Annotated in this window: 17 protein-coding genes; 6 read left to right on the top strand and 11 right to left on the bottom strand. The window is 67.1% G+C overall.

All coding sequences use genetic code 11. The features are described 5' to 3' along the window. Nucleotide 1 precedes the first annotated feature (1 nt). The 7 genes from proS to GGR25_RS01090 form a co-directional block, all read right to left on the bottom strand. Nucleotides 2-1,321 carry a proline--tRNA ligase gene (gene proS / locus GGR25_RS01120; RefSeq protein WP_183396893.1) on the bottom strand — a complete coding sequence of 440 codons (1,320 nt, stop codon included), beginning with the start codon at nt 1,319-1,321 and terminating at the stop codon, nt 2-4. A 743-nt stretch (nt 1,322-2,064) separates the two neighbouring features. After that, nucleotides 2,065-2,949 carry an SMP-30/gluconolactonase/LRE family protein gene (locus GGR25_RS01115; RefSeq protein ID WP_183396892.1) on the bottom strand — a complete coding sequence of 295 codons (885 nt, stop codon included), beginning with the start codon at nt 2,947-2,949 and terminating at the stop codon, nt 2,065-2,067. 70 nt (nt 2,950-3,019) lie between these two features. Beyond that, the gene (locus GGR25_RS01110) at nt 3,020-4,606 is read right to left on the bottom strand and encodes an N-acyl-D-amino-acid deacylase family protein (protein ID WP_183396891.1); all 1,587 of its coding nucleotides are present in this window, start codon (nt 4,604-4,606) and stop codon (nt 3,020-3,022) included. Between the two features lie 94 nt (nt 4,607-4,700). Beyond that, nucleotides 4,701-5,651, bottom strand: coding sequence for an ABC transporter permease (locus GGR25_RS01105; RefSeq protein ID WP_183396890.1), 951 nt, complete (start codon nt 5,649-5,651; stop codon nt 4,701-4,703). Next, the gene (locus GGR25_RS01100; RefSeq protein WP_183397611.1) at nt 5,648-6,604 is read right to left on the bottom strand and encodes an ABC transporter permease; all 957 of its coding nucleotides are present in this window, start codon (nt 6,602-6,604) and stop codon (nt 5,648-5,650) included. The genes GGR25_RS01105 and GGR25_RS01100 overlap by 4 nt, the downstream gene beginning before the upstream one ends. Before the next feature lie 2 nt (nt 6,605-6,606). Further along, a complete protein-coding gene (locus GGR25_RS01095) occupies nt 6,607-8,115 on the bottom strand; it encodes a sugar ABC transporter ATP-binding protein (RefSeq protein ID WP_183396889.1) in 1,509 nt (502 codons plus the stop codon). Nucleotides 8,116-8,142: 27 nt separating this feature from the next. Next, nucleotides 8,143-9,180, bottom strand: a complete 1,038-nt coding sequence (locus tag GGR25_RS01090; RefSeq protein ID WP_380147691.1) for an ABC transporter substrate-binding protein — start codon at nt 9,178-9,180, stop codon at nt 8,143-8,145. A 180-nt stretch (nt 9,181-9,360) separates the two neighbouring features. Between GGR25_RS01090 and GGR25_RS01085 the strand changes: the two genes are divergently transcribed. The 5 genes from GGR25_RS01085 to GGR25_RS01065 all read left to right on the top strand — a co-directional run bounded on the left by GGR25_RS01085 (nt 9,361) and on the right by GGR25_RS01065 (nt 15,795). Further along, nucleotides 9,361-10,173, top strand: a complete 813-nt coding sequence (locus tag GGR25_RS01085; RefSeq protein WP_183396887.1) for an IclR family transcriptional regulator — start codon at nt 9,361-9,363, stop codon at nt 10,171-10,173. Between the two features lie 114 nt (nt 10,174-10,287). Beyond that, entirely contained in the window at nt 10,288-11,214 is a 927-nt protein-coding gene (locus tag GGR25_RS01080; protein WP_183396886.1) for a dihydrodipicolinate synthase family protein, read from the top strand. Between the two features lie 247 nt (nt 11,215-11,461). After that, nucleotides 11,462-12,544 (top strand): substrate-binding domain-containing protein, encoded by a 1,083-nt coding sequence (locus GGR25_RS01075; protein WP_183396885.1) that lies wholly within the window; start codon nt 11,462-11,464, stop codon nt 12,542-12,544. Between the two features lie 187 nt (nt 12,545-12,731). Then, nucleotides 12,732-15,017: an ABC transporter permease gene (locus GGR25_RS01070; protein WP_183396884.1), complete on the top strand. Its 2,286-nt coding sequence runs from the start codon at nt 12,732-12,734 to the stop codon at nt 15,015-15,017. Next, complete coding sequence (locus tag GGR25_RS01065) at nt 15,010-15,795, top strand: ATP-binding cassette domain-containing protein (RefSeq protein ID WP_183396883.1); 786 nt, start codon at nt 15,010-15,012, stop codon at nt 15,793-15,795. The genes GGR25_RS01070 and GGR25_RS01065 overlap by 8 nt, the downstream gene beginning before the upstream one ends. Before the next feature lie 249 nt (nt 15,796-16,044). Here the strand turns inward: GGR25_RS01065 and GGR25_RS01060 are convergent, their stop codons facing one another. Next, nucleotides 16,045-16,944 carry a DMT family transporter gene (locus tag GGR25_RS01060; protein ID WP_343067933.1) on the bottom strand — a complete coding sequence of 300 codons (900 nt, stop codon included), beginning with the start codon at nt 16,942-16,944 and terminating at the stop codon, nt 16,045-16,047. A 239-nt stretch (nt 16,945-17,183) separates the two neighbouring features. On the opposite strand from GGR25_RS01060, the gene GGR25_RS24880 reads away from it, so the two are divergent. After that, a complete protein-coding gene (locus GGR25_RS24880; RefSeq protein WP_183396882.1) occupies nt 17,184-18,293 on the top strand; it encodes a GGDEF domain-containing protein in 1,110 nt (369 codons plus the stop codon). A 62-nt stretch (nt 18,294-18,355) separates the two neighbouring features. Here the strand turns inward: GGR25_RS24880 and moaA are convergent, their stop codons facing one another. The 3 genes from moaA to tatB all read right to left on the bottom strand — a co-directional run bounded on the left by moaA (nt 18,356) and on the right by tatB (nt 20,994). Then, on the bottom strand, nt 18,356-19,345 hold the full coding sequence (gene moaA / locus GGR25_RS01050) for a GTP 3',8-cyclase MoaA (protein WP_246409222.1): 990 nt from the start codon (nt 19,343-19,345) through the stop codon (nt 18,356-18,358). A 123-nt stretch (nt 19,346-19,468) separates the two neighbouring features. Next, nucleotides 19,469-20,284 carry a twin-arginine translocase subunit TatC gene (gene tatC, locus GGR25_RS01045; protein ID WP_210299772.1) on the bottom strand — a complete coding sequence of 272 codons (816 nt, stop codon included), beginning with the start codon at nt 20,282-20,284 and terminating at the stop codon, nt 19,469-19,471. Then, nucleotides 20,281-20,994: a Sec-independent protein translocase protein TatB gene (gene tatB / locus GGR25_RS01040; protein WP_183396881.1), complete on the bottom strand. Its 714-nt coding sequence runs from the start codon at nt 20,992-20,994 to the stop codon at nt 20,281-20,283. The genes tatC and tatB overlap by 4 nt, the downstream gene beginning before the upstream one ends. Nucleotides 20,995-21,048: the final 54 nt, after the last annotated feature.

The raw sequence follows: 21,048 nt of genomic DNA, 5'->3' as shown, positions 1-21,048 counted from the left end.
GTCAGGCGCCGATCAAGCGATTCACCGCCGCGTCGAGTGTAAGCGTTTCCCGCTCGCCCGTCGCGCGCCGTTTCAGCTCCACCTCGCCATTCGCCAGCCCCTTCGGGCCGACGATCAGCTGCCAGGGCAGGCCGATCAGATCCATCGTCGCGAACTTCGCACCCGCGCGCTGGTCGACATCGTCATATAGGACGTCGATTCCGGCATTGGAGAGGCGTTCATAGAGCCCCGCGCAGGCGGCGTCGGTGGCGGCGTCGCCGACCTTCAGATTGACGAGGCCGACATCGAACGGCGCGACGCCTTCCGGCCAGACGATGCCGGCTTCGTCGTGGCTCGCCTCGATGATCGCGGCGACGAGGCGCGACACGCCGATGCCGTAGGAGCCCATATGCACGGCATGCTCCTGCCCGTCCGGGCCGGTCACCTTGGCGCCCATCGGCGCCGAATACTTCGTGCCGAAATAGAAGACCTGCCCGACCTCGATGCCGCGCGCCTCGAGGCGGCGATCCTCCGGCAGCGCGCCGAACGCGGCGGCGTCGTGCATTTCTTCCGTCGCGGCATATTTCGCCGTCCAGGCGGCGACGATCGGCGTCAGGTCGCCGTCGAAATCCGTATCGGCGCCGGGCACCGGGGTCTCGAGCGCGGCCTTGTCCAGGAACACGGCACTCTCGCCGGTCGAGGCCAGCACGATGAACTCATGCGTCGCGTCGCCGCCGATGGGGCCCGAATCGGCGCGCATCGGGATCGCCTTGACGCCGAGCCGGTCGAAAGTCCTGAGGTAGGCGACGAACATGCGGTTATAGGCGCGCCGCGCCGCCGCCTCGTCGAGGTCGAAGGAATAGGCGTCCTTCATCAGGAATTCGCGGCCACGCATCACGCCGAAGCGGGGGCGCAGCTCGTCGCGGAACTTCCACTGGATATGGTAGAGGTTGAGCGGCAGCTCCTTGTAGGAGCGCACATAGGAACGGAAGATGTCGGTGACCATCTCTTCGTTCGTCGGGCCGTAGAGCATCTCGCGCTCCTGCCGGTCCTCGATGCGCAGCATCTCCTTGCCGTAATCGTCATAGCGCCCGCTTTCGCGCCACAGCTCCGCCGATTGCAGCGTCGGCATCAGGATCTCGATCGCCCCTGCCCGGTTCTGCTCCTCGCGCACGATCTGCTCGATCTTGCCGAGCACCTTCTTGCCGAGCGGCAGCCAGGAATAGATGCCGGCGCTCTGCTGGCGGATCAGCCCGGCGCGGAGCATCAGCCGGTGCGAAACGATCTCCGCCTCTTTCGGGGTCTCGCGCAGGATGGGCAGAAAATAGCGGGAAAGACGCATCGGAAGGAAACTCCGCAAGAGATCCGGGCCCGAGGCCCGGCGTCGAGTCGATTCGGGCCGCCATCAAGCCATAGACGATCGAAAACACAAGGGCGGACCGCCCCTCGGCACGGGCGAAAAGCAGCCCCAAGTCAACGTCGACCATTCCGCCGGCAGTCTAGAGAACAGTACCGCGCACTAAGGTCAGTCACACTGACGCAAAAAAAATGTGCTGGGCCTGCACAAATTGATGACAAGTCTTCCGCCTTTGGATAACGTCCGACCCCATAAGAAGGAACCGGCAAACAAGCACGGTTCCGCCAAAGGCATCGCGGTCTGAGTCTTGGGAGGAAGCCCCCTCTGGCGCGCCGTAAGGCTGCTGCCGCCGGGCTCATATAATGAGTTCGACAAGCCAATCGGGCGAAAAGCTCGGCTTGAGGGGTTAGGACGCGAACTGAGAAGGGCAAGGCTCAACGCCTTGCCCTTTTTTATTGTCCCGACTGAATTTAAGGCAGTGGAGCGCTAAGGCGGCGGTCTTGGGATCGCACGCCGCGGGCGCAATCGCATGCGCGCATGATGCCGTACCGACACCCCAGACTCAGACGTCATCCCGGCGGAAGCCGGGATCCATGCGGCCGGAGCATCGGGAGTTCAGATAGTGAGCAGCAGCACGGCTGAATGGATCCCGGCTTCCGCCGGGATGACGGCGCTTTGCTTGGGCGGCCTAATCATCGGCGCCCGGGGCCGACGAGACATCAACCGCTCTACCGGTCCCGGAACCGAAACGCCGGGACGCCGGCGACGCTCGCCTGGCCGGTGAAGACGCTGCCCGTCAGCGGGTATTTCTCGAGCTGCTCGGCGCTGCGCCCTTCGCGGAGGCTGGTCACGAAAAGCGTCGTGCCGTCCGGGCCGCCGAAGGCCGGCATGGTCGGCGCGGCGGCGGGGACGTCGAAGCTCTCGACCAGCGCGCCGTCGCGCGACCAGCGGTTCAGCTTAGCCGCCGAAATACCGGCGCTCCAGTAGAAGCCGTCAACATCGGTCGCGCCGCCATCCGGACGGCCGACCGCGTCGTCAGGCGTCGCGATGCGGGTGCGATTGGAGATCGCGCCGCTCGCGGGATCGAAATCCCAGCGATCGATCCAGACGCCGCGCGTGTCGGTGTGGAACATGGTCCGCCCGTCGGCGGTCCAGGCGAGGCCGTTCGAGGCCTTGATGCCGTCGACCTTCTGCTCGACGCGTCCGGCGGCGTCGATCCGGTAGAGCCCGCCGATCGCCGCCTTGTCCGGCGCCTCGTTGATCGAGCCGACCCAGAAGGCGCCATCCGGCCCCACCTTGCCGTCATTGAGCCGCGTCGTCGGCTTGTCGGCCTCGACATCGGCGAGATGGGTGCTCTCCCCGCTCACCGGATCGAACAGGACGACGCTGTCCTTGAGCGCGACGACGAAGCGGCCCGACTCGCAAAGCCCATAGGAGGCGACGAGCGAGGGGAAGCTCCAGGAGGCATGCGCGCCGCTCGCGATCTCGACCGCATGGATCGCGCCGGCGAGGATGTCGCAGAACAGCAGCCGCCCGGCGCGGTCGTCATAGACCGGGCATTCGGCGAGCTGGAAGCGCAGCGGCAGCAGCGGGCGAAGGCCGAGATCGGTCATGATGGTCTCCTGGGCAGTTGCAATGCCGGCGGACCTTGCCATGCCGGCCCGCCGCGGTCGACCGCGATCGTTACAGCACGCGGCCCGGCCGCAGCCCGGTCTGCACGCCATCCGCGATGACGGCCTCGCCATTGACGAAGACATGATCGATGCCGGTCGGCAGCTGCGCCGGATCGTCGAAGGTCGCGGTGTCGTTGATGGCATCCTCGAACAGGACGAGGTCGGCCGCCATGCCGGGGCGCACCAGGCCGCGATCGTTGAGGCCGAAACGCTGCGCCGCGATCGAGGTCATGCGCCGCACGGCGTCCTCGATCGAGAACCAGTGCTTCTCGCGCCGGAGCGGCCCGGCGACGCGCGGAAAGGTGCCGAAGGCGCGCGGATGCGGCCGCGTGCCCGGCCGTGGCAGGCCGTCCGAGCCGACCATGTGCAGCCGGTTGCAGCAGGCGATGCGCAGATCCTCCTCGTCGAGCTGGAACAGGATGATGCCGGTCTGGCCGTCATCGGCGTCGATCAGCCGGGCCATCAGCTCGAAGGGCGCGATGCCGAGCCGCTCGGCCGCCGCGCTCATCGAGAGGCCCTCGAGCGACTTCATCTCGGCGCTGCCCACCGCCGAGAGGCGGACATTGCCCCAGCCGATCAGCGCGACCTTGCTCTGGCCGGGATATTCGGGACCGCCCTCCTCCACCCAGCGCTGCAGCACCGCGCGGGTCTCGGCGTCCTGCAGCCGCGCCTTGGCCGCGGCAATGCCGCCGTCGAACACGGCGGCCGGAAGCAACTGCGCCAGCCAGGTCGAACCGGCGGGATAGGGATACATGTCGAAGGAGATGTCGATGCCCTCGGTCCGCATCGCCTCCAGCCGTTCGATGGCGGCCGGGAGATTGCCCCAGTTCGGCCGGCCGGCCGATTGGAGATGCGACAGCAGGCCCGCGACGCCGGCACCCTTCACCACCGCGCCGAACTCGTCGATCGCGTCCATGAGGCCGGCCTCATAACTGCGCACATGCGCGGCGAGCACCTTGCCGTAGCGCGCGACCGTACGGCCGAGCGCCAGCATCTCCGCCTCGTCGGCAAAGGCGCTCGGCGGATAGACCAGCCCGAGCGACAGCCCGGCGGCGCCCGCGGCCAGCTGCTCGGCGAGCAGCGCGCACATCGCCTCGATCTCCGCCGCGCCGGCGGGGCGGCGGTCATAGCCCATCACGGCGAGGCGCAGCCCGGCATGGCCGACGAGCGAAACGAGATTGAGCGCGATGCCCTGTTCGAGCAGACGGTGACGATAGGCGGCGAAGTCCGCGAAGATTTCGTCGTCATGCGTCTCGCCAAGGAGGCCGGAGAAATGCTGGCGCAGCAAGTCGCGCGAATCCGGATTGGCGGGATAGAGCGAGAAGGAACAATTGCCGACGACGATGCTGGTCACGCCCTGCGCCGCCTTCTCGCGCCGATCGCCCTCGCGCAGGAAGATGAGGTCGTCATGGCAATGCGCGTCGATGAAGCCCGGCGCCAGATAGCGGTCGGCGGCATCGATGACTGCCGCGTCTCCGGCCGGCAGATCATGTCCGATCGCTGCGATGCGACCGCCCGAAATCGCCACGTCGCCGCGAAACCAGGGCGCGCCCGTTCCGTCGATGATGCGGGCGCCGCGGACGAGCGTATCGGTCATTTTCGCAGGATCCTGTTGAGCCGCCGGATCGCGGCGCGGCCGTCCTACACCCTTTTGCCCGCCGCCGTCATGCGGAACGCGACGGTGCGGCGCCTCAGCGCCGCGCCTCGCGCCCCGAGACGAGCAGCAGGGCCAGGATGAGCGAGCCGAACATGACGGAGCGCCAGCCGGCCGAGGCATTGACGACGGTGATCAGCGCCGTCGTGGTGACGAGCAGGATCGCGCCGGGGATCGTGCCGGCATAGGTGCCGCGCCCGCCGAGGATCGACGTGCCGCCGAGCACGACGGCAGCGATCGACGTCATCAGATAGGGATCGCCGATGCCGACATAGCCCTGGCGGTTCATGCCGAGGAGCAGCATGCCGGCAAGGCCCGCGAAGAAGCCGGAGAGCGTATAGCCGATCAGGCTGTTGCGGTTGACGTCCACGCCGGAGAGCCGCGCGGCGAGCGGATTGGCGCCGAGCGCGAGCAGCCGCGCGCCGATCGGCAGGCGATGGATCAGGAGCAGGACGACGAACGAGACGACGATCCACAGGATGATGCCGGCCGGAACGCCGGCCGGCCGGGCGGAGCCGAGCAGGATCACCGCCTTGTTGGTCACCGAGACGGCGCTGCCGCCCGCGACGAGGATCAAGAGCCCCTGCAGGAAGGTCGCCATGGCGAGCGTCATGATGATCGCCGGCACCTTGAGGAAGGCCTGCCCGACGCCGTTCATGAAGCCGATGGCCGCGGCGATGAGGAGCGCGAGGGCGATGCCGACGAGGCCGGTCGGGTCCCAGTCCGGAGAGATCAGCGGCAGCAGGATCGCCGTCACCGTGATCACCGCGCCGACGGAAAGATCGATGCCGCCGAGCAGGATCACCAGCGTCTGTCCGGCCGCGACGATGCCGATGACGGCCGAGAGCTCGAGGATGTAGCGCAGATGCCCATAGGCGCCGAAGCCGCGCAGCGTCAGCGAGGCGACGATCCACACCAGCGCCACGAGCAGGAAGGTGAGCAGCGGCGGATTGCGCAGCAGCCGCTCGGTGAACGAGGCGCCCTTCATGCCTTCCTCCAGCGGCGCGCGAATTCGGGGATCGCCACGGCGCCGACGATGATGACGCCTTGCGCGACATATTGGGCGACCGGCGGAAAGCCGATGAAGAACATGACGTTGATCATGACGGAGAGCAGCAGCGAGCCGCAGATGGCGCCGCGCATCGCGCCCTTGCCGCCGAGGAAGCCGACGCCGCCGAGCACGGCGCCCGCGATCGAATTGAGCGTGAACGGATTGCCGATGACGGGATCACCGGATCCGGTCTGCGCCGCGACGAAGAGGCCGGCGAGCGCGGCGAGCAGGCCGGACAGTGCGAAGGAGACGATCCGCACCCGCTCGACCGGCACGCCCGAGCGGAACGCGCCGACGGGATTGTCGCCGACGGCGTAGATGCCGGTGCCGAGCGGGGTCGCCAGGAAGAGCTTCCAGCCGATGACGACGAGGATCAGAATGCCGAAGGCGACGGGCGTGTGGCCTGCGAGAAGCTGCGACAGCCAGTCCGGCACGAAGCCGCCGGGGCGCGGCAGCAGGATGAGCGCGATGCCGGTGATGATGAACGAGCCGGCGAGCGTCACGATGATCGCGGGCAGGCGCATATAGGCGACGATCGCGCCCGTGATCGCGCCGATCCCGAGCCCGACGATGACGACGGCCACGAGGCCGCCGAGCACGCCGGCCGGCCCCTCCATCGTGAGCGCGGCGACCACCGCCCCGAGGCTCACCAGCGGGCCGATCGCCAGCGAGATGCCGCCATTCAGCATCAGCAGCGCCTGCGCCATGGTGACGAGGGCGAGCGGGAACCAGTTCTGCGAGAATTTCGAGAAGCCGCCGATCGTCAACAGGCCGGGGAACATGAAGGCGTAGACGACGAGAAACGCGCCGACCACGAGATAAAGTCCGACGAGGCCGCGATTGCGCCGCCTCTGGATCGCGAAATAGAGCGAACCCATGCCCTCTGCCATGCTCATGCCGCGCGGTCCTTCGCCCCGAGCCCCATCGCCGCGCCGACGATCGCCTCCTCCGAGATCGCCTCACGCGGCAGCTCCGCCGCGACGGCGCCCTCGCGGAAGACGACGACACGGTCGCACAGATGCACCAGTTCCGGCGTGTCGGAGGAGATCAGGAGGATCAGCTTGCCCTCATCCGCGAAGCTGCGGAGCATGTGATAGATTTCCCGCTTGGTGCCGACATCGACGCCGCGCGTCGGATCGTTGAGCAGCAGCACGCGCGGCACGAGCGGCAGCCATTTGGCGAGCGCCACCTTCTGCTGGTTGCCGCCCGACAGCGCCTGGACGGCGCGCGACGTGTCGCCCTTGATCGTCAGCCGCTCGGCGAGGCGCGCGACGAGCCCGGCCTCGGCGGCGCGGTCGCGCATGCCATGCTTCATCAGCGTGCCGAGCGAGGGCAGCAGCAGGTTCGACGCGATCGAATGCGGCAGGACGAGGCCTTCCTTCTTGCGGTCGGCCGGCACATAGGCAAGGCCCGCGGCATTGGCCGCGCGCACATGGGCGAAGGGGCCGGGCCGGCCGCCGATCATGGCGCGGCGCGCGCTCGCATCGATCGCGCCATAGAGGCCGAGCATGAAGTCTTCCTGCCCCTGCCCCACCAGCCCGCCAATGCCGACGATCTCGCCGGCGCGGGCGCGCAGCGAAACGTCATGCACCATGCCGGCCGAAAAGCCCTCGATGTCGATCAGTTCCTCGCCGCCCGAGGGCGTGCCGCGCGGCGGGAAGACTTCGCCGGGGTCGCGGCCGACCATCAGCCGCACGAGCCCCTCGGCGTCCACTTCGGCGAGCGACTGGTCGGCGGTGACCACGCCGTCCTTCAGCACCGTGACATGCGAGCAGAGCGACTGAACCTCGTTCAGCCGGTGCGAGATATAGAGAATGGCAATGCCCCGCGCCGCTAGCGTGCGCACGAGGCCCGAGAGGATCGCCACCTCATGCGCCGAAAGCGACGAGGTCGGCTCGTCGAGAATGAGGATGCGCGGCTGGCGAAAGAGCGCCTTCGCGATCTCGACCATCTGCCGGCGGCCGAGCGACAATTCACCAACCGGCAGATCGAGCGGCTCGGTAATGCCGACGAGGCCGCAGATCTCGGCGGCGCGACGGCTGAGCGCGCCATAATCGATCATGCCGAAGCGCCGCGGGGCCGCGCCGAGGCCGATATTCTCGGCGATCGACAGCTCCGCGGCGAGGCTCAGTTCCTGCTGCACCACGGCAATGCCGGCAGCGCGCGCGCTGGCCGGCGTGAGGCGGGCGACGGGCTTGCCGTCGATCAGGATCTCGCCATCGTCCGGCTGCAGCGCGCCGGACAGCAAGTTGATCAGCGTCGACTTGCCGGCGCCGTTCTCGCCGAGCAGCGCATGGACGCGGCCGGGGCGGAGCGCGATGCCGACGCCCTTGAGCACGGGATTGCCGAAGAAGGCCTTCGATACAGCCCGCGCCTCGATCAAGGGCGTCGCCTGATCCATCAGTTCACCTCTCGCCCAGGCTTCGGCTTACTGCGCGAGCAGCTTGTCGAACAGCGCCTTGTCGTAGGGCGAGTAGATATAGCCGTCCGCCGGGAAGTCGCCGGCCTTGGCGAGGTAGCCGTCAATGTTCGAATCGTCGATCACCGGCAGCGGAACCTTGACGAAGGCGGGAACGTCCTTGCCTTCGAGGGCCTGGACGGCCGCATAGACCGACAGGGCGCCGAGCCAGTTCGGCTGCATCGTCGCCCAGGACTTGAGGCCCTTCTCCTTCCACAGCTCCAGGAACTGGCGCGCATTCTCGCCCGTGATCGGAACCTGCTCGCGGCCCTGGCGGTCGAAGGCGAGCACGGAGCCGGCCGACAGAGCGCCGCCGAGCGAGAGGATGCCGTCGATCTCCGGATTGGCGAAGAGCAGGCTGGTCATGGCCTCCTGGGCGGGGGCGACGTTATATTCTGTGTTGGTCTCGGTGATGATCTTGATATCGGGATTGGCGTCGAGCACCGGCTGCGCGCCCTTGCGGCGATCATCGCTGACCGAGATGCCGGCCGGGCCGTTCATGACGATGATCTTGCCCTTGCCGCCGAGCTTCTCGATCAGCCACTTGGCGGCCGACGAACCCCACTCGTTGGAGTCGGTGTTGATCTTGGCGGTCAGGTTGTTGGTGTCGACGAGGCTGTCGAAATTGACGACGGCGATGCCCTTGGCGCAGGCATCCGAGATGACGCGGTCGAGCGCGGTCGACGAACCGGCCTCGACGATGATGGCGTCGAGATTGGCGTCGATCATCGACTGGATCTGCTGGATCTGCGTCTGCGCATTGCCCTGCGCGTCCGTGATCATCAGGTCCTTGACGAGACCGGCTTTCTTGAGCTCGTCCACCTCGGCGGTAATCGTGCCTTCGGTCTGCTTCATCCAGGTCGGCACGGAATAGATGTTCGCCCAGCCGACGCTGTAAGGTGCCTTGCGGTCACCCTTGATGCAGTTGGAGAGCGCGTTGGCGCTGCCGCTGGCCGTCAGGGAAACCGCGACCACGGCTGCACCCGCCATGACGGCCCTTACCAGCATGGATTTCGAGACAATACGCTTCATGGAAATTCCCCTCTGTGTCGGCGCCTTGCCGTCGCCGCTTGATGTCCGCTATAATGGACCATAGGACACAATAGCGGACACGCGGACTATAGACCCAATCAGGCGCCTTGCAAGGGGTGCGGGACGGCGGTCCAAGGGTCGCTTACAGGCGGAATAATGGCAGACACATTGGACGGCGAGCAGGTCACCAAGCGGGCGCGTGGCCTCGATCGCGCCTTCGCGATCCTCGAATATCTCAAGCTGAAACGCGAGCCCGCCAATCCCAACGAGATCGCCGCGCAGCTCGGTGCGCCCCGTTCCTCGGTCTATGAGCTGGTCGGCCTGCTGCTGCGGCAGGGCGTGCTCGAGACCGTCGACGAGGAAGGCCGCGTCTTCCTCGGCCGCAAGCTCTATTTCCTCGGCCATGCCTATGAGGAGCGCTACGATTTTACGCGCGAATGCGAGCGCGTTCTCGACGCCTTGGCCAGCGAAACGCATGAGACCGCGCAGTTCTGCATGCTCGACGGCGACAAATATGTCGTCGTGCGCATGCGCGAATCCGCCCGCCCCTTCCGCATCTCGTCGGATATCGGCCAGCCCGTGCCGCTGCCGTGGACCGCGTCGAGCCGGCTGCTGCTCGGCGATCTCTCCGACGCCGAGATCCGCGCGCTCGTCCCGCCGGAGGACTTCACGCTGCCGGACCGCACGCATCTCGCGCCGGAAGCCTTCATCGCCCAGATCCGCGCGGCGACGCAGGATGGCTTCTTCACGATGGACAGCACGGTCGACAGCTTCACCCATTGCTTCGCCGTGCCCGTCGCCGGCATGGGCCGGACCTGCATCGCCACGCTCTGCATCGTCGCATCGCGCACTGACGCCGCCCGCAACCGCGAGCGCTACATCGCCGCGCTGAAGGCCGCCGCCGCGGTGCTCTCGGGCCGCGCGCCCCTGAGCGCCGCCGGCAGCGCGATCGGCGCGCTCCGCCTCTAGCGGAGGTCAGCCCGCCCGCAGTCTTTTCCGCCTGGCTCTTGCCCCGGCACGCCTGGGATGGTCCAAATGGCGCGCGCCGCAGCCGGCGCGCGACGTCCTCGGGAGGGACAATCGATGAAGACTGACGCCGTCACACCCGCGGATCTCGCGCGCTCGGTGCTCGCCGTGCCGCCGCTGCCGCGCCAAGCGGATGGGGCGATCAGCGCGGACGAGACGCGGCGCCTCGTCGCCTGGCTGCATGGCGGCGGCGTCTCGTCCTTCATGTTCGGCGGCAACGCCAATCTCTACAATATGGGCGTCGGCGAATATGGCACGCTCTGCGACGTGCTCGAGGCGGTCGCGTCGCCCTCCGCCTGGATCGTCCCCTCGATCGGCGCGGATTTCGGCAAGGCCTGCGACCAGGTCGACATCCTGCGCGAGCGCGCCTTTCCGACGGCCATGCTGCTCCCCCTCACCTTCCCGGCCGTGCCGCGCGGCGTCGCCACCGGATTGCGCCGCCTCGCCGAGCGCTATGGCCGCCCGCTCATTGCCTATGTGAAGAGCGAGGGCTTCCTCGACCCGGCCGACATCGCCGCGCTCTTCCGCGACGGCGTCATCACGGCCGTGAAATACGCGATCGTGCGCAAGGACCCGACGGTCGACGCGACACTCTCGGCGATCCTCGACGCGGTCGGCAGCGGCGAGCGGATCGTCAGCGGCATCGGCGAGCGGCCGGCGATCGTGCATTTCCGGAAGTTCGGCCTCGCCTCCTTCACCTCCGGCTCGGTCTGCGTGGCGCCACATCTGTCGTCGGCGCTGCTCGCGGCCCTCAAGTCACTGCGGCTGGACGAGGCGGAACGGATCCGCGCCGCCTTCCTGCCGCTCGAGGACCTGCGCGACGCGATCTCGCCGATCCGCGTGCTGCACGAGGCGGTGCGCCTCGCCGGCATCGCCGAGACCGGGCCGATGGCGCCGTTCCTCGCCAATCTCGACGATGCGGATCAGCTCGCATCGATCGCGGAGGCGGCCGGGGCGCTCAAGGCGCAGTCGCTCGCGGCATGACATGCTGCACCGCGATATTGCGATGCAATAGTATACGATAGCTCCAAGCTGCACCGCGGCATGATCAGCCGAGGCATATCCGTCGCCCTGGCTGAGGATAACATTGCCGGATTCTGAGGAGCGGCCATCAGAATCGTTCCTTCGAACCTCAAATGAAGCATTGCAGGGGGCAATACCGTTGAATATGCTGCCCTCACTCGGATCTTGGGAGAGAGTTCCGGGATAAAACGATTTCGGGAGGATCGTCATGAAACGCCTGTTGAAGACGCTCGCGCTCGGCGCGGCGGTCTCGCTTGTGGGCACCTACGCCTTCGCGCAGTCCGGCACGCTGGACAAGGCCGTCGGCGGCTACACCTTCGACGAAGCGGCCAAGGAAGCGCCGGGAACGAAGGATTTCCACTCCAAGGATGGCAAGCTGACCTTCGCCATCATCACCCACACCGCCGGTAACGGCTTCTTCGACCCGACCTATGTCGGCGCGCAGGTCGCCGCCAATGCCTTCGGCATCAACCTGATCAAGCTCGGCTCGGAAGCGCCGGTCGACGACATTCCGCGTGAGATCGAGATCCTCAACCAGGTCATCAACGATCCGACGATCGACGGCCTGATCCTGACGACGCCGCAGTCGGGCGCCTATGACGACATCGTCAAGAAGGCCTTCGCCAACGGCATCCCGGTCGCGACGACCAACTCGTTCGACCCGGCGATCGCGAACCGCTCGCAGATCAGCCATACCGGCCAGCAGTCCTCGGCCGCGGGCATCGGCGGCGAAGCGCTCGCCAAGTGCATCCTCGACTCGGGCGCCAAGGGCGGCTCGATCATCTTCCCGTCGACGACCACGCTCGGCAATGAGGAAGTGAACCGCCGCGTCACGGCCGCCTTCGAGGCCACCGTCAAGGCGCTCAACGCCGCCGGCAAGCTGAACGACTTCAAGGTCGACGCGGGTCCGGAGAATATCGGCATCGACGTCAACAAGGACGACATCGTCAACTCGATCGTCTCGCTGATCGAGTCGCGCGGCGACGTCGTCGGCGCCTTCGCGGCGAATGGCTTCGTGACGCCGGCTCTCGGCGACGCCGTCGCCCAGCTCAAGCTCAACGGCAAGGTCTGCGCCTTCGGCTTCGACCTCGGTCCGAAGCAGCAGGAGCAGATCCGCACCGGCGCGCTGACCGGCTCGCTCGGCCAGCAGCCCTTCCTGCAGGGCTTCTGGCCCGTCGCGCAGCTCTACCTGCAGATCGACCGCGGCATCTCTGCCGCCAATCTCGACACGAGCGCCCAGCTCGTGACGAAGGACACGGTCGACCTCGTCGGCAAGCGCTTCGAGAACTGAGGCTCCCTGACCACCCGCGCCTCAAGCGCGGGTGGTCAGTCCGGCGCCCCTCGTCCTGTGATTGCCGGGCTCGCCCCGGCAATCCGGCCGTCTTCATGCCGATGAAGTCTGGGTCCCCGGCGCATGCCGCGGGGATGACTGCGGCGCAGCATCGGCATCGCACATTCCGGATCGAGCGACAGAGCCCATGTCCGCAACCAGCCTTTCCGCCTCGCCCGCGCGTCGCCGGCTCCCGTTGGAGCTGATCGGCGGCTGGGAGGTCGGCCTCCTCCTGTTCATGGCGCTGCTCTATATCGCCGGCATCTTCATCAATCCGAAGTTCTTCGGCCAGCCGGACGCCTTCTCGGCGGTCCTGCGCGATACGGCGCGGTTCGGCGTCATGGCCGCGGGCATGACCTTCGTCATCGTCAACAAGGACCTCGACCTGTCGGTCGGCTCGACCTACGGCCTCGTCGCGACGGTGTTCTCGATCGCCTTCTCGACGTCCTATTACGATCTCGGCATCGTGCCGTCGCTTCTCGCCGCCATCGTGGCGGGCGTCGCCGTCGGCCTGATCAACGGCATCTTCGTCACGGTGCTGCGCGTGCCGTCCTTCATCACCACGCTGACCATGCTGTTCATCGGTCGCGGCCTGGTGCTCGGGCTCACCGGCGGCAAGACGATCTCCTATGGCGAGAAGGCGACGCAGAACGGCGCCTGGTTCTTCTCCATCGGCGAGACCAACGCGCTCGGCTTCAACAACCAGATCATCATCTTCATCCTCGTCACCATCGTCGGCATGTTCGTGCTCGCCAAGACGCGCTGGGGCTACGAGACCTATGCGACCGGCGGCAACGAGATGGCGGCGAGCTATGCCGGCATCCCGACGCGGCGCGTGCGCATCCGCGGCTATGTGCTCTCCGCGCTTTCGGCGACGCTCGCCGGCCTGATGGCCGTGGCGCAGGACAAGGGCATCACCTCGCAATATGGCCAGGGCGCCGAGCTCATCGTCATCGCGGCGGTGATCGTCGGCGGCGCCTCGATCCTCGGCGGACGCGGGCGCCTGCTCGGCGGCGCGCTCGGCGCCATCCTCGTCACGCTGATCGACAAGGTGCTGCGCGAGGGCATCCCGATGACGCGCACCATGAAGGTGGGCGGCGTCGAGATGCAGGTGCAGGGCATGGCCCAGCTGCCGCCCGGCGCGGTGCCGGCCTTCCTCGGCCTGATCCTGCTGATCGCCGTGCTGATCGAGCCCTGGATCATCCGCCGCAACGTCTTCCCGCGCCTCTGGGCCCGGCTGCGCGGACGCCCCCTGCCACCGGTGATCGAGGTCGGCGGCGTGGCGATCGAAGGCGCCCAGACCAAGGGCTCCTCGGCCTCGGACCGCTCGATGCGCGCGCGCGGCCCCCTCGGGCGTTTCTTCGCCCGCCGGGATGCCGCCGCCATCGTCCTCGCCGTGGTGCTCTGGGTGGTCGGTCTCTATCTGCGCCCCGATTTCTGGGGCTCGATCGACAACACCTTCAACCTGATGCTGTCCTTCACCGAGGTCGGGCTGCTCGCGATCGGCATGACCTATGTCATCGCCAATGGCGACATCGACCTCTCGGTCGGCTCGGTCCTCGCGCTTTCGGCGGCGACCTGCGCCTTCTTCATGAAGCAGCTCGGCTTCGATCCCTGGACCGCGGTCTTCCTCGCATTGCTGGCAGGCGCCGCCGCCGGCGTGGTCAACGCCGCGCTGACGGTCGGCTTTGGCCTGCCCGCCTTCGTCGCGACACTCGGCATGTTCTACATGGCGCGCGGCATCGGCGCTTGGATGACGGCGGGCCGCCAGCTTTCGGCCTTCCCCGAGAGCTTCAACCTGCTCGGGCGCAAGCTGATCGACATCCTGACCTATCTCGGCATCGCGCCGACGCGCGACACGCTGCTCTACGACCTCGCGGCGGCGGTGAGCGTGCAGACCATCTTCATGGTGCTGGTCGCGATCATCGCCGGCATCGTGCTCGCCAAGACGCCGTTCGGTCAGATGATCTATGCGACGGGCGGCAACCGCCGCGCCGCGGAATATGCCGGCATCAATGCGGGCCGCGTGCGGGCGATCAGCCTCGTCTTCTCGGCGCTCTGCGCCGCCTGCGCCGGCGTGATCTATGTCGCCTTCCTGCGCTCGTTCAACCCGTCGGCCGGGCAGCTGCGCGAGCTCGACGCCATCGCGGCCGTGATCATCGGCGGCGGCTCGATCTTCGGCGGCTATGGCACGATCATCGGGGCGCTGGCCGGCGCCGCCGTGATCGCGCTGATCCGCGCGTTGCTGTCGCTGCAGATCATCCTCGGCAACGGCCAGTCGCTCGTCATGCCGCAGCACTGGGTGAACGTCTTCATCGGCCTCATCCTGATGGTGGCCGTGGTCGGCGACATCTGGCTGCGCCAGAACGACGTCCTCGGCTCGATCCGACATTTCTTCCTGGCGCGTCGCAAGTCCGGAGCCAATCATGCCTGAGAAAGCCCCCCTCCTCATCGAGATGAAGAACATCTCGAAAGCCTTCGGGCCGGTGCAGGCCCTGAGGGACGTGAACCTGCGTCTCGCGCCCGGCGAGATCCTCGGCGTGGTCGGCGACAATTCCGCCGGCAAATCGACGCTGATGAAGGTGATGACGGGCGCCTATCAGCGCGACAGCGGCGACGTGCTGGTCGACGGCCAGCCGACGCATTTCAAGAGCCCGCATGAGAGCCGCGTCCACGGCATCGAGATGATCTACCAGGACTTCGCACTCTGCGGGAACATGGACATCGCGCAGAACATCTTCCTCGGCCGCTGGCCGCGCCGCGGCCTGTTCGTCGACCGGCGCCGCATGTATGCCGAGGCGGATTCCGTGCTGAAGCGGCTCAAGGTCGACGTGAACTCCGTGTTCCAGAAGGTCGAGAGCCTGTCGGGCGGACGCCAGCAATCCGTGGCGATTGCCCGCGCGATCTCGTTCGATCCGCGCGTCGTGGTGCTGGACGAGCCGACCGCCAACCTTTCCGTCATGGCGACCGAAAGGCTGCTGGAGACGATGGCGGAGCTCAAGCAGCACGGCGTCGCGCAGATCATCATCTCGCACCGCCTGACCGACATCTTCGAGGTCGGAGACCGCATCATGGTGATGAAGCGCGGCCAGAATGTCGGCGACCGCTACATCGCGCATACCAACGAGGCCGAGGTGCTGGAACTCATCGTCTCCGGCACGCCGGAAACGGCACTGACCGCCGACCAGGCGCTCGCCGCCAAGGCCGCCTAGGCGGCCGAATCGGACGCAACGCCGGGGCCAAGGGGCTTCCATATTCGATTGAAGTGCCGACCGCGCCACCAGCTCCGGCGTCATCCCGGACTTGATCCGGGATCCATGCAGCCGGATCGTCGGGAGTCTGGATAATCAGCGGCACAGCTGAATGGATCCCGGGTCAAGAGCCCGGGATGACGGAACTCTATTTGGGCAGGGTGTTGATCGACGCCCGAATCCAGCAGGATACGACAGCTCCCCGGGCCGTCAGATCCCCTCGCCCGCCAGCGCGGCCTGACGGCGTTGCGCGGCGGCCAGGCGCTGTTCGCGGCGGAAGGAATAGAGCCCGGTGGCGACGACGATGGCGGTGCCCGTCAGCATATAGGCGTCGGGCACGTCGCCCCAGACGAAATAGCCAATCAGGATCGCATAGACGACGACCGCATAGCGGAACGGCGCCACCACCGCGACGGCGCCATGGCGCATCGCCAGCACCATGAAGCCATGGCCCGAGACGAGCAGCGCGCCCGCGATCGTCAGGACCGACCAGTCATGCACGGTCGGCGGAACCCAGGTCTCGTTGAACGTCATGACGATGCCGAGCAGCCAGACGCCGACGGTCGCGCCGGTGACGACGAGCAGCGTCGGCGCCGCGGCATCGAGACGGCGGGTGACGAGATCGCGCAGCGTGATCAGCGCCATGGAGGCGAGGGCAACGAGGAAGAAGACGTCGAAGCCGCTGCCGCCAGGCCGCATGATGATGATGACGCCGACGAAGCCCATGGCGATCGCGATCCACCGCCGCCAGCCGACCCGCTCGCCGAGGAAGAGTGCGGCGGCCGCGGTCGTCATCAGCGGGACGATCTGGTACGTCGCCGAAATATCGGCGATCGGCATGTTGAACAGCGCGACGAGATAGAGAATCGTCGCCGCCATGTCGCTGATCGAGCGGGCCAGAACGTGCCGGTCGCCCAGCCAGCGCAGTTGCCGCCAGGCGCCGGTCGCAATGACCAGCCCGACCATGATGGCGACGCCGAACGAGCCGCGGATGAAGATGATCTCGCCGGTCGGCAGGTGATCGCTGGCCAGCTTGATGAGTGTGTCGTTGGCAATATAGGCAAGGCCCGCCAGCAACATCATGGCGATGCCTTTGAGATTGGCGCTCACGGGCGATACGAAGGCTGGATGCGGCGGGACGGCGCGGAGCCGGGTCGGACAGAATGGTCACGACACCATCAGATTGAACAATCCAGAGGCAACAATCAAGCTGCAACGGCCATGCAACACTCCACGATCTTTTGAAATCGACCGGATATTGTGCAGTGCACCATGTGATATGCATTGCGACATACTTGTTATGAATATTGGGGCAGGTGAGCCCTGGATTGCGCGTTCGCGAGTTTCCGATGGCCAGTCGTCCCGTCGCCGCCCTGCCCCGCCCCGGCTCCTTCATCGACTGGCTGACGACCGCACGCAGCGATGTCCCGGACGAGGCGCGCGGCCCGCTGCTGGGACAGCTCGCGGTCTCCTCGACATCCGTGCTCATCGGCATGCTCAACTGGGTCATGGTGGCCGTGCTGACGCTGGTGCGCAGGCCGGAACCGGCGATCCTTGCCGTAACCGGCACCGCCGTGATCGTGCTTGCGATCCGCATCGCGGTCATTCACCGGGTCGATCAGGCGCGCCGCGCCGGTCGCCCGATGCAGATCGAGGCCTCGCTCTGGTGCGCCATGGCGTGGTGCGCGATGCATGGCGTGCAGAGCTTCGTCGCCATGACGACCGGCGATCCCGTCCTGATGGTCCTCTGGACAGCGCAGATTCTGGGAAGCCTCAGCGCGATCACGGCGATCAATTTCGCCGCGCCGCGGCTCGCTTTCCTCCTGGTTCTGCTCTGCCTCGTCCCGCTCGTCGCGGGAACGCCCTTCTCCGGCTATCCGGGCCTGCTGCTGCTGATCCCCATGGCCCCGCCCTTTCTCTTGGGCGTCTGGATGATCCTGCGCAATTTTCACGGCCTCGTGGTCGATACGCTGGTGTCCGAATGGAGCAATGCCCGCCTCGCACGCCATGATCCGCTGACCGGGCTGCTGAACCGGCACGGTCTGGATCAGGCCCTGAAGTCGATCTGCACCGAGGCGAGCGACCGCCTCACCATCCTTTGCGTCGATCTCGATGGCTTCAAGCTGATCAACGACACCTATGGCCACATCGCCGGCGATCGTCTGCTCGAGGAGGTCGGCGCGCGCCTGTCCCGCGCGGTTCGCCCGGCAGATCGGGTCGCGCGCATCGGCGGCGACGAGTTCATGATCGTGGCGCAGGGCCTCGACCCGACGGCGACGCAGGCACTCGCCGAGCGGCTGGTCGCGACGCTTTCCGGCGAGCCCTATCTGATCGACGGAACGCGCGTGCGCGTCGGAGCAAGCGCCGGCCATGCCAGCCTTCCCGGGGATGCCGAAGACATTGCGGACCTCTGGGTTCAGGCCGACCGCGCGCTCTATGCGGCCAAGCAGGCGCGATAGGCACGGTCCGTCGCAGCGCCGGGCGAACCCAAGCTGCGTCATGGCGGTGAAGAACGGCGCGTCTATCCGCCGGTCACGCTCATATGACGACCGAGCGCCGGGCGCTGGTGGTCGCGATCGATGATGAAGTCATGCCCCTTGGGCTTGCGCGCGATCGCCTCGTCGATGGCGGCAGCGAGCAACTCGTTGCCCTCGGAGGCGCGGAGCGGCGCGCGGAGGTCGCGCGCATCCTCCTGGCCGAGGCACATGAACAGCGTGCCGGTGCAGGTGACACGGACGCGGTTGCAGCTCTCGCAGAAATTATGGGTCAGCGGCGTGATGAAGCCGATCCGCCCGCCGGTCTCGGCGACGGTGAAATAGCGCGCCGGCCCGCCCGTGCGGTGGCCGCTGGCGGCGAGCGTCCATGTCTCTTCCAGCCGGCGGCGGACGAGCGAGAGCGGCAGATATTGCTCGGTGCGGTCGCCATCGATCTCGCCGAGCGGCATGGTCTCGATCAGCGTCAGATCCATGCCGCGCCCGTGCGAAAAGCGGATGAGGTCGTCGATCTCGTCCTCATTGACGCCCTTGAGCGCCACGGCGTTGATCTTGATCGCGATCCCGGCCTTCTGCGCCGCGTCGATGCCGGCCAGGACGACGGCGAGATCGCCGCGCCGCGTCAGCGCGCGGAACCGCTCGGGATCGAGCGTATCCAGCGAGACATTGATCCGCTTCACGCCGGCATCGGCGAGCTCGCCGGCGTAACGCGCCAGCTGCGAGCCATTCGTCGTCAGCGTCAGCTCCTCGAGCCGGCCCGCCTCGATATGGCGCGAGAGCGAGCGCACCAGGCTCATGATGTTCCGCCGGACCAGCGGCTCGCCGCCGGTGAGGCGCAGCTTCTTGACGCCCTTTTCGATGAAGACGGTGCAGAGCCGGTCCAGTTCCTCGAGCGACAGCAGATCGCGCTTCGGCAGGAACTGCATGTCCTCGGCCATGCAATAGACGCAGCGGAAATCGCAGCGATCGGTGACCGAGACGCGGAGATACCGGATGGAGCGGCCGAACGGATCGACCATGGGCGCGCTCGCGGCGGTCCCGGCAGCGTCAGCGTCGATCAGGTCCTTGGCCATGACGTCCATCATGCCATCCATCTAGGGCGAAGTTCCCGCGCGGGCAAAGGCGAATGCGCGCCCGCCCGCTCACGTCTCGGCGATGTCGGTCGATTCCGCAGCCGCTTTCGCAGCCCTCTTTTTCTCGACCATGCCGACCGAGATGATGGAGAGCTCGTAAAGCAGCAGGGCGGGAACGGCGAGCGAGATCTGGCTGATCATGTCCGGCGGCGTCAGCACCGCGGCGATGATGAAGGCGATGACGATCGCATAGCGCCGCTTCGACCGCAGCATCTCCGACGTCACGATACCCGCGCGGCCGAGCAGCGTCAGCACGACCGGAAGCTGGAACACCGTGCCGAAAGCCAGGATCAGCGTCATGATCAGGCCGAGATACTCATTGACCTTGAACAGCGCCTCGATCGAGGCCTTGCCCTCGCCGCCCGTCTGCTGGAACGACAGGAAGAAGTGCAGGGCCAGCGGCAGGATCAGGAAATAGACCAGCGCCGCGCCCATGCAGAACAGGATCGGCGTCGCGATCAGATAGGGGATGAAGGCCGCGCGCTCATGCTTGTAGAGGCCGGGCGCAGCGAATTTGTAGATCTGCGAGGCGATCACGGGGAAGGCGATGAAGACGGCGCCGAACAGGGCGAGCTTCATCTGCGTCAGGAAATACTCCTGCGGCGCCGTGTAGATGAGCTTCACATCCTGGGTCGGACCGACCGCCCATTCATAGGGGATCACCAGGATGTTGTAGATCGTGCCCGCGAAATAGAAGCAGACAAGAAAGGCGACCAGGATCGCGCCGATCGCCCACATCAGCCGCTGGCGCAGCTCGATCAGGTGATCGATGAGCGGCATGCGGCTCGCTTCGACCTCGTCCTCTTCGATCTTCTTCTCGCTCATGCGCTGCGCCCTTCCGGCGTCGTGGTCGCCTCGGCGGCCGGCACGGTCTCGGGGGCGTCCACGACCGGCTCGCCGGCCTCGGCCGAAACGGCAACAGGCTTCTTGCGCGGCGCCCGCGGCTTCTTCACCGGCGCATCGGCATCCTTGATGGCCTCGGCAGCGTCGGTCGCAGCCTCGGCGCCTCCGGCCGGGACCGCCTTGCGACGGCTCGCGCGCTTCGCCGGCGCGGCTTCGTCGGCAGCGCCGGCCGCGACCGGCACGGGCACAGCCTCAGGCGCGGACGCCAGCGGCGCCGTTTCGATCGGAGCGGCGGTGCTGTCGGGTGACGCAAGGGCCGGCGGCGCGGCGGGCGAGATATCCCCGTCGCTCACCGGCTGCGCGTCCTGACCCGCGGGCGGCGGCACCGGTTCCGGCGCCGGCTTGGCGATCGGTGTCGGGCTCGACAGCGCGGCCTGGATCGGATCCAGCGACTTCTTGATGTCGTTCAGCGGATTGAGGCCGCGAATCTGGTCGATCGACTCTTTGACGCCGTCGAGTTCAGCCTCGCGCAGCGCCTCGTTGAACTGGCTCTGGAACTCGCCCGCCGTGCGCCGCATCTTCGCGACCATGCGTCCGGCTGCGCGCAGCATGGGCGGCAGGTCCTTCGGACCGACGACCACGATCGCCACAACCACGATGACCAGTATTTCGGACCAACCGATATCGAACATCGATCCCCGCCGGATCACACGAACGAAACCGCCACCGAGGAGGCAGCGGTCATC

The sequence above is a fragment of the Kaistia hirudinis genome (assembly GCF_014196455.1).
GTDB lineage: Bacteria > Pseudomonadota > Alphaproteobacteria > Rhizobiales > Kaistiaceae > Kaistia > Kaistia hirudinis.
This window is presented reverse-complemented; position numbering and strand designations above follow the sequence as displayed.

What these genes read in the sequence shown, in the direction of transcription:
- tatC (WP_210299772.1), bottom strand. Translation starts at nt 20,284, where the DNA reads ATGAGCGAGAAGAAGATCGAAGAGGACGAGGTCGAAGCGAGCCGCATG.
- GGR25_RS01105 (WP_183396890.1), bottom strand. Translation starts at nt 5,651, where the DNA reads ATGAAGGGCGCCTCGTTCACCGAGCGGCTGCTGCGCAATCCGCCGCTG.
- GGR25_RS01065 (WP_183396883.1), top strand. Translation starts at nt 15,010, where the DNA reads ATGCCTGAGAAAGCCCCCCTCCTCATCGAGATGAAGAACATCTCGAAA.
- GGR25_RS01095 (WP_183396889.1), bottom strand. Translation starts at nt 8,115, where the DNA reads ATGGATCAGGCGACGCCCTTGATCGAGGCGCGGGCTGTATCGAAGGCC.
- GGR25_RS01080 (WP_183396886.1), top strand. Translation starts at nt 10,288, where the DNA reads ATGAAGACTGACGCCGTCACACCCGCGGATCTCGCGCGCTCGGTGCTC.
- proS (WP_183396893.1), bottom strand. Translation starts at nt 1,321, where the DNA reads ATGCGTCTTTCCCGCTATTTTCTGCCCATCCTGCGCGAGACCCCGAAA.
- GGR25_RS01115 (WP_183396892.1), bottom strand. Translation starts at nt 2,949, where the DNA reads ATGACCGATCTCGGCCTTCGCCCGCTGCTGCCGCTGCGCTTCCAGCTC.
- GGR25_RS24880 (WP_183396882.1), top strand. Translation starts at nt 17,184, where the DNA reads ATGGCCAGTCGTCCCGTCGCCGCCCTGCCCCGCCCCGGCTCCTTCATC.
- GGR25_RS01090 (WP_380147691.1), bottom strand. Translation starts at nt 9,180, where the DNA reads ATGCTGGTAAGGGCCGTCATGGCGGGTGCAGCCGTGGTCGCGGTTTCC.
- GGR25_RS01085 (WP_183396887.1), top strand. Translation starts at nt 9,361, where the DNA reads ATGGCAGACACATTGGACGGCGAGCAGGTCACCAAGCGGGCGCGTGGC.
- moaA (WP_246409222.1), bottom strand. Translation starts at nt 19,345, where the DNA reads ATGGTCGATCCGTTCGGCCGCTCCATCCGGTATCTCCGCGTCTCGGTC.
- tatB (WP_183396881.1), bottom strand. Translation starts at nt 20,994, where the DNA reads ATGTTCGATATCGGTTGGTCCGAAATACTGGTCATCGTGGTTGTGGCG.
- GGR25_RS01075 (WP_183396885.1), top strand. Translation starts at nt 11,462, where the DNA reads ATGAAACGCCTGTTGAAGACGCTCGCGCTCGGCGCGGCGGTCTCGCTT.
- GGR25_RS01110 (WP_183396891.1), bottom strand. Translation starts at nt 4,606, where the DNA reads ATGACCGATACGCTCGTCCGCGGCGCCCGCATCATCGACGGAACGGGC.
- GGR25_RS01100 (WP_183397611.1), bottom strand. Translation starts at nt 6,604, where the DNA reads ATGGCAGAGGGCATGGGTTCGCTCTATTTCGCGATCCAGAGGCGGCGC.
- GGR25_RS01070 (WP_183396884.1), top strand. Translation starts at nt 12,732, where the DNA reads ATGTCCGCAACCAGCCTTTCCGCCTCGCCCGCGCGTCGCCGGCTCCCG.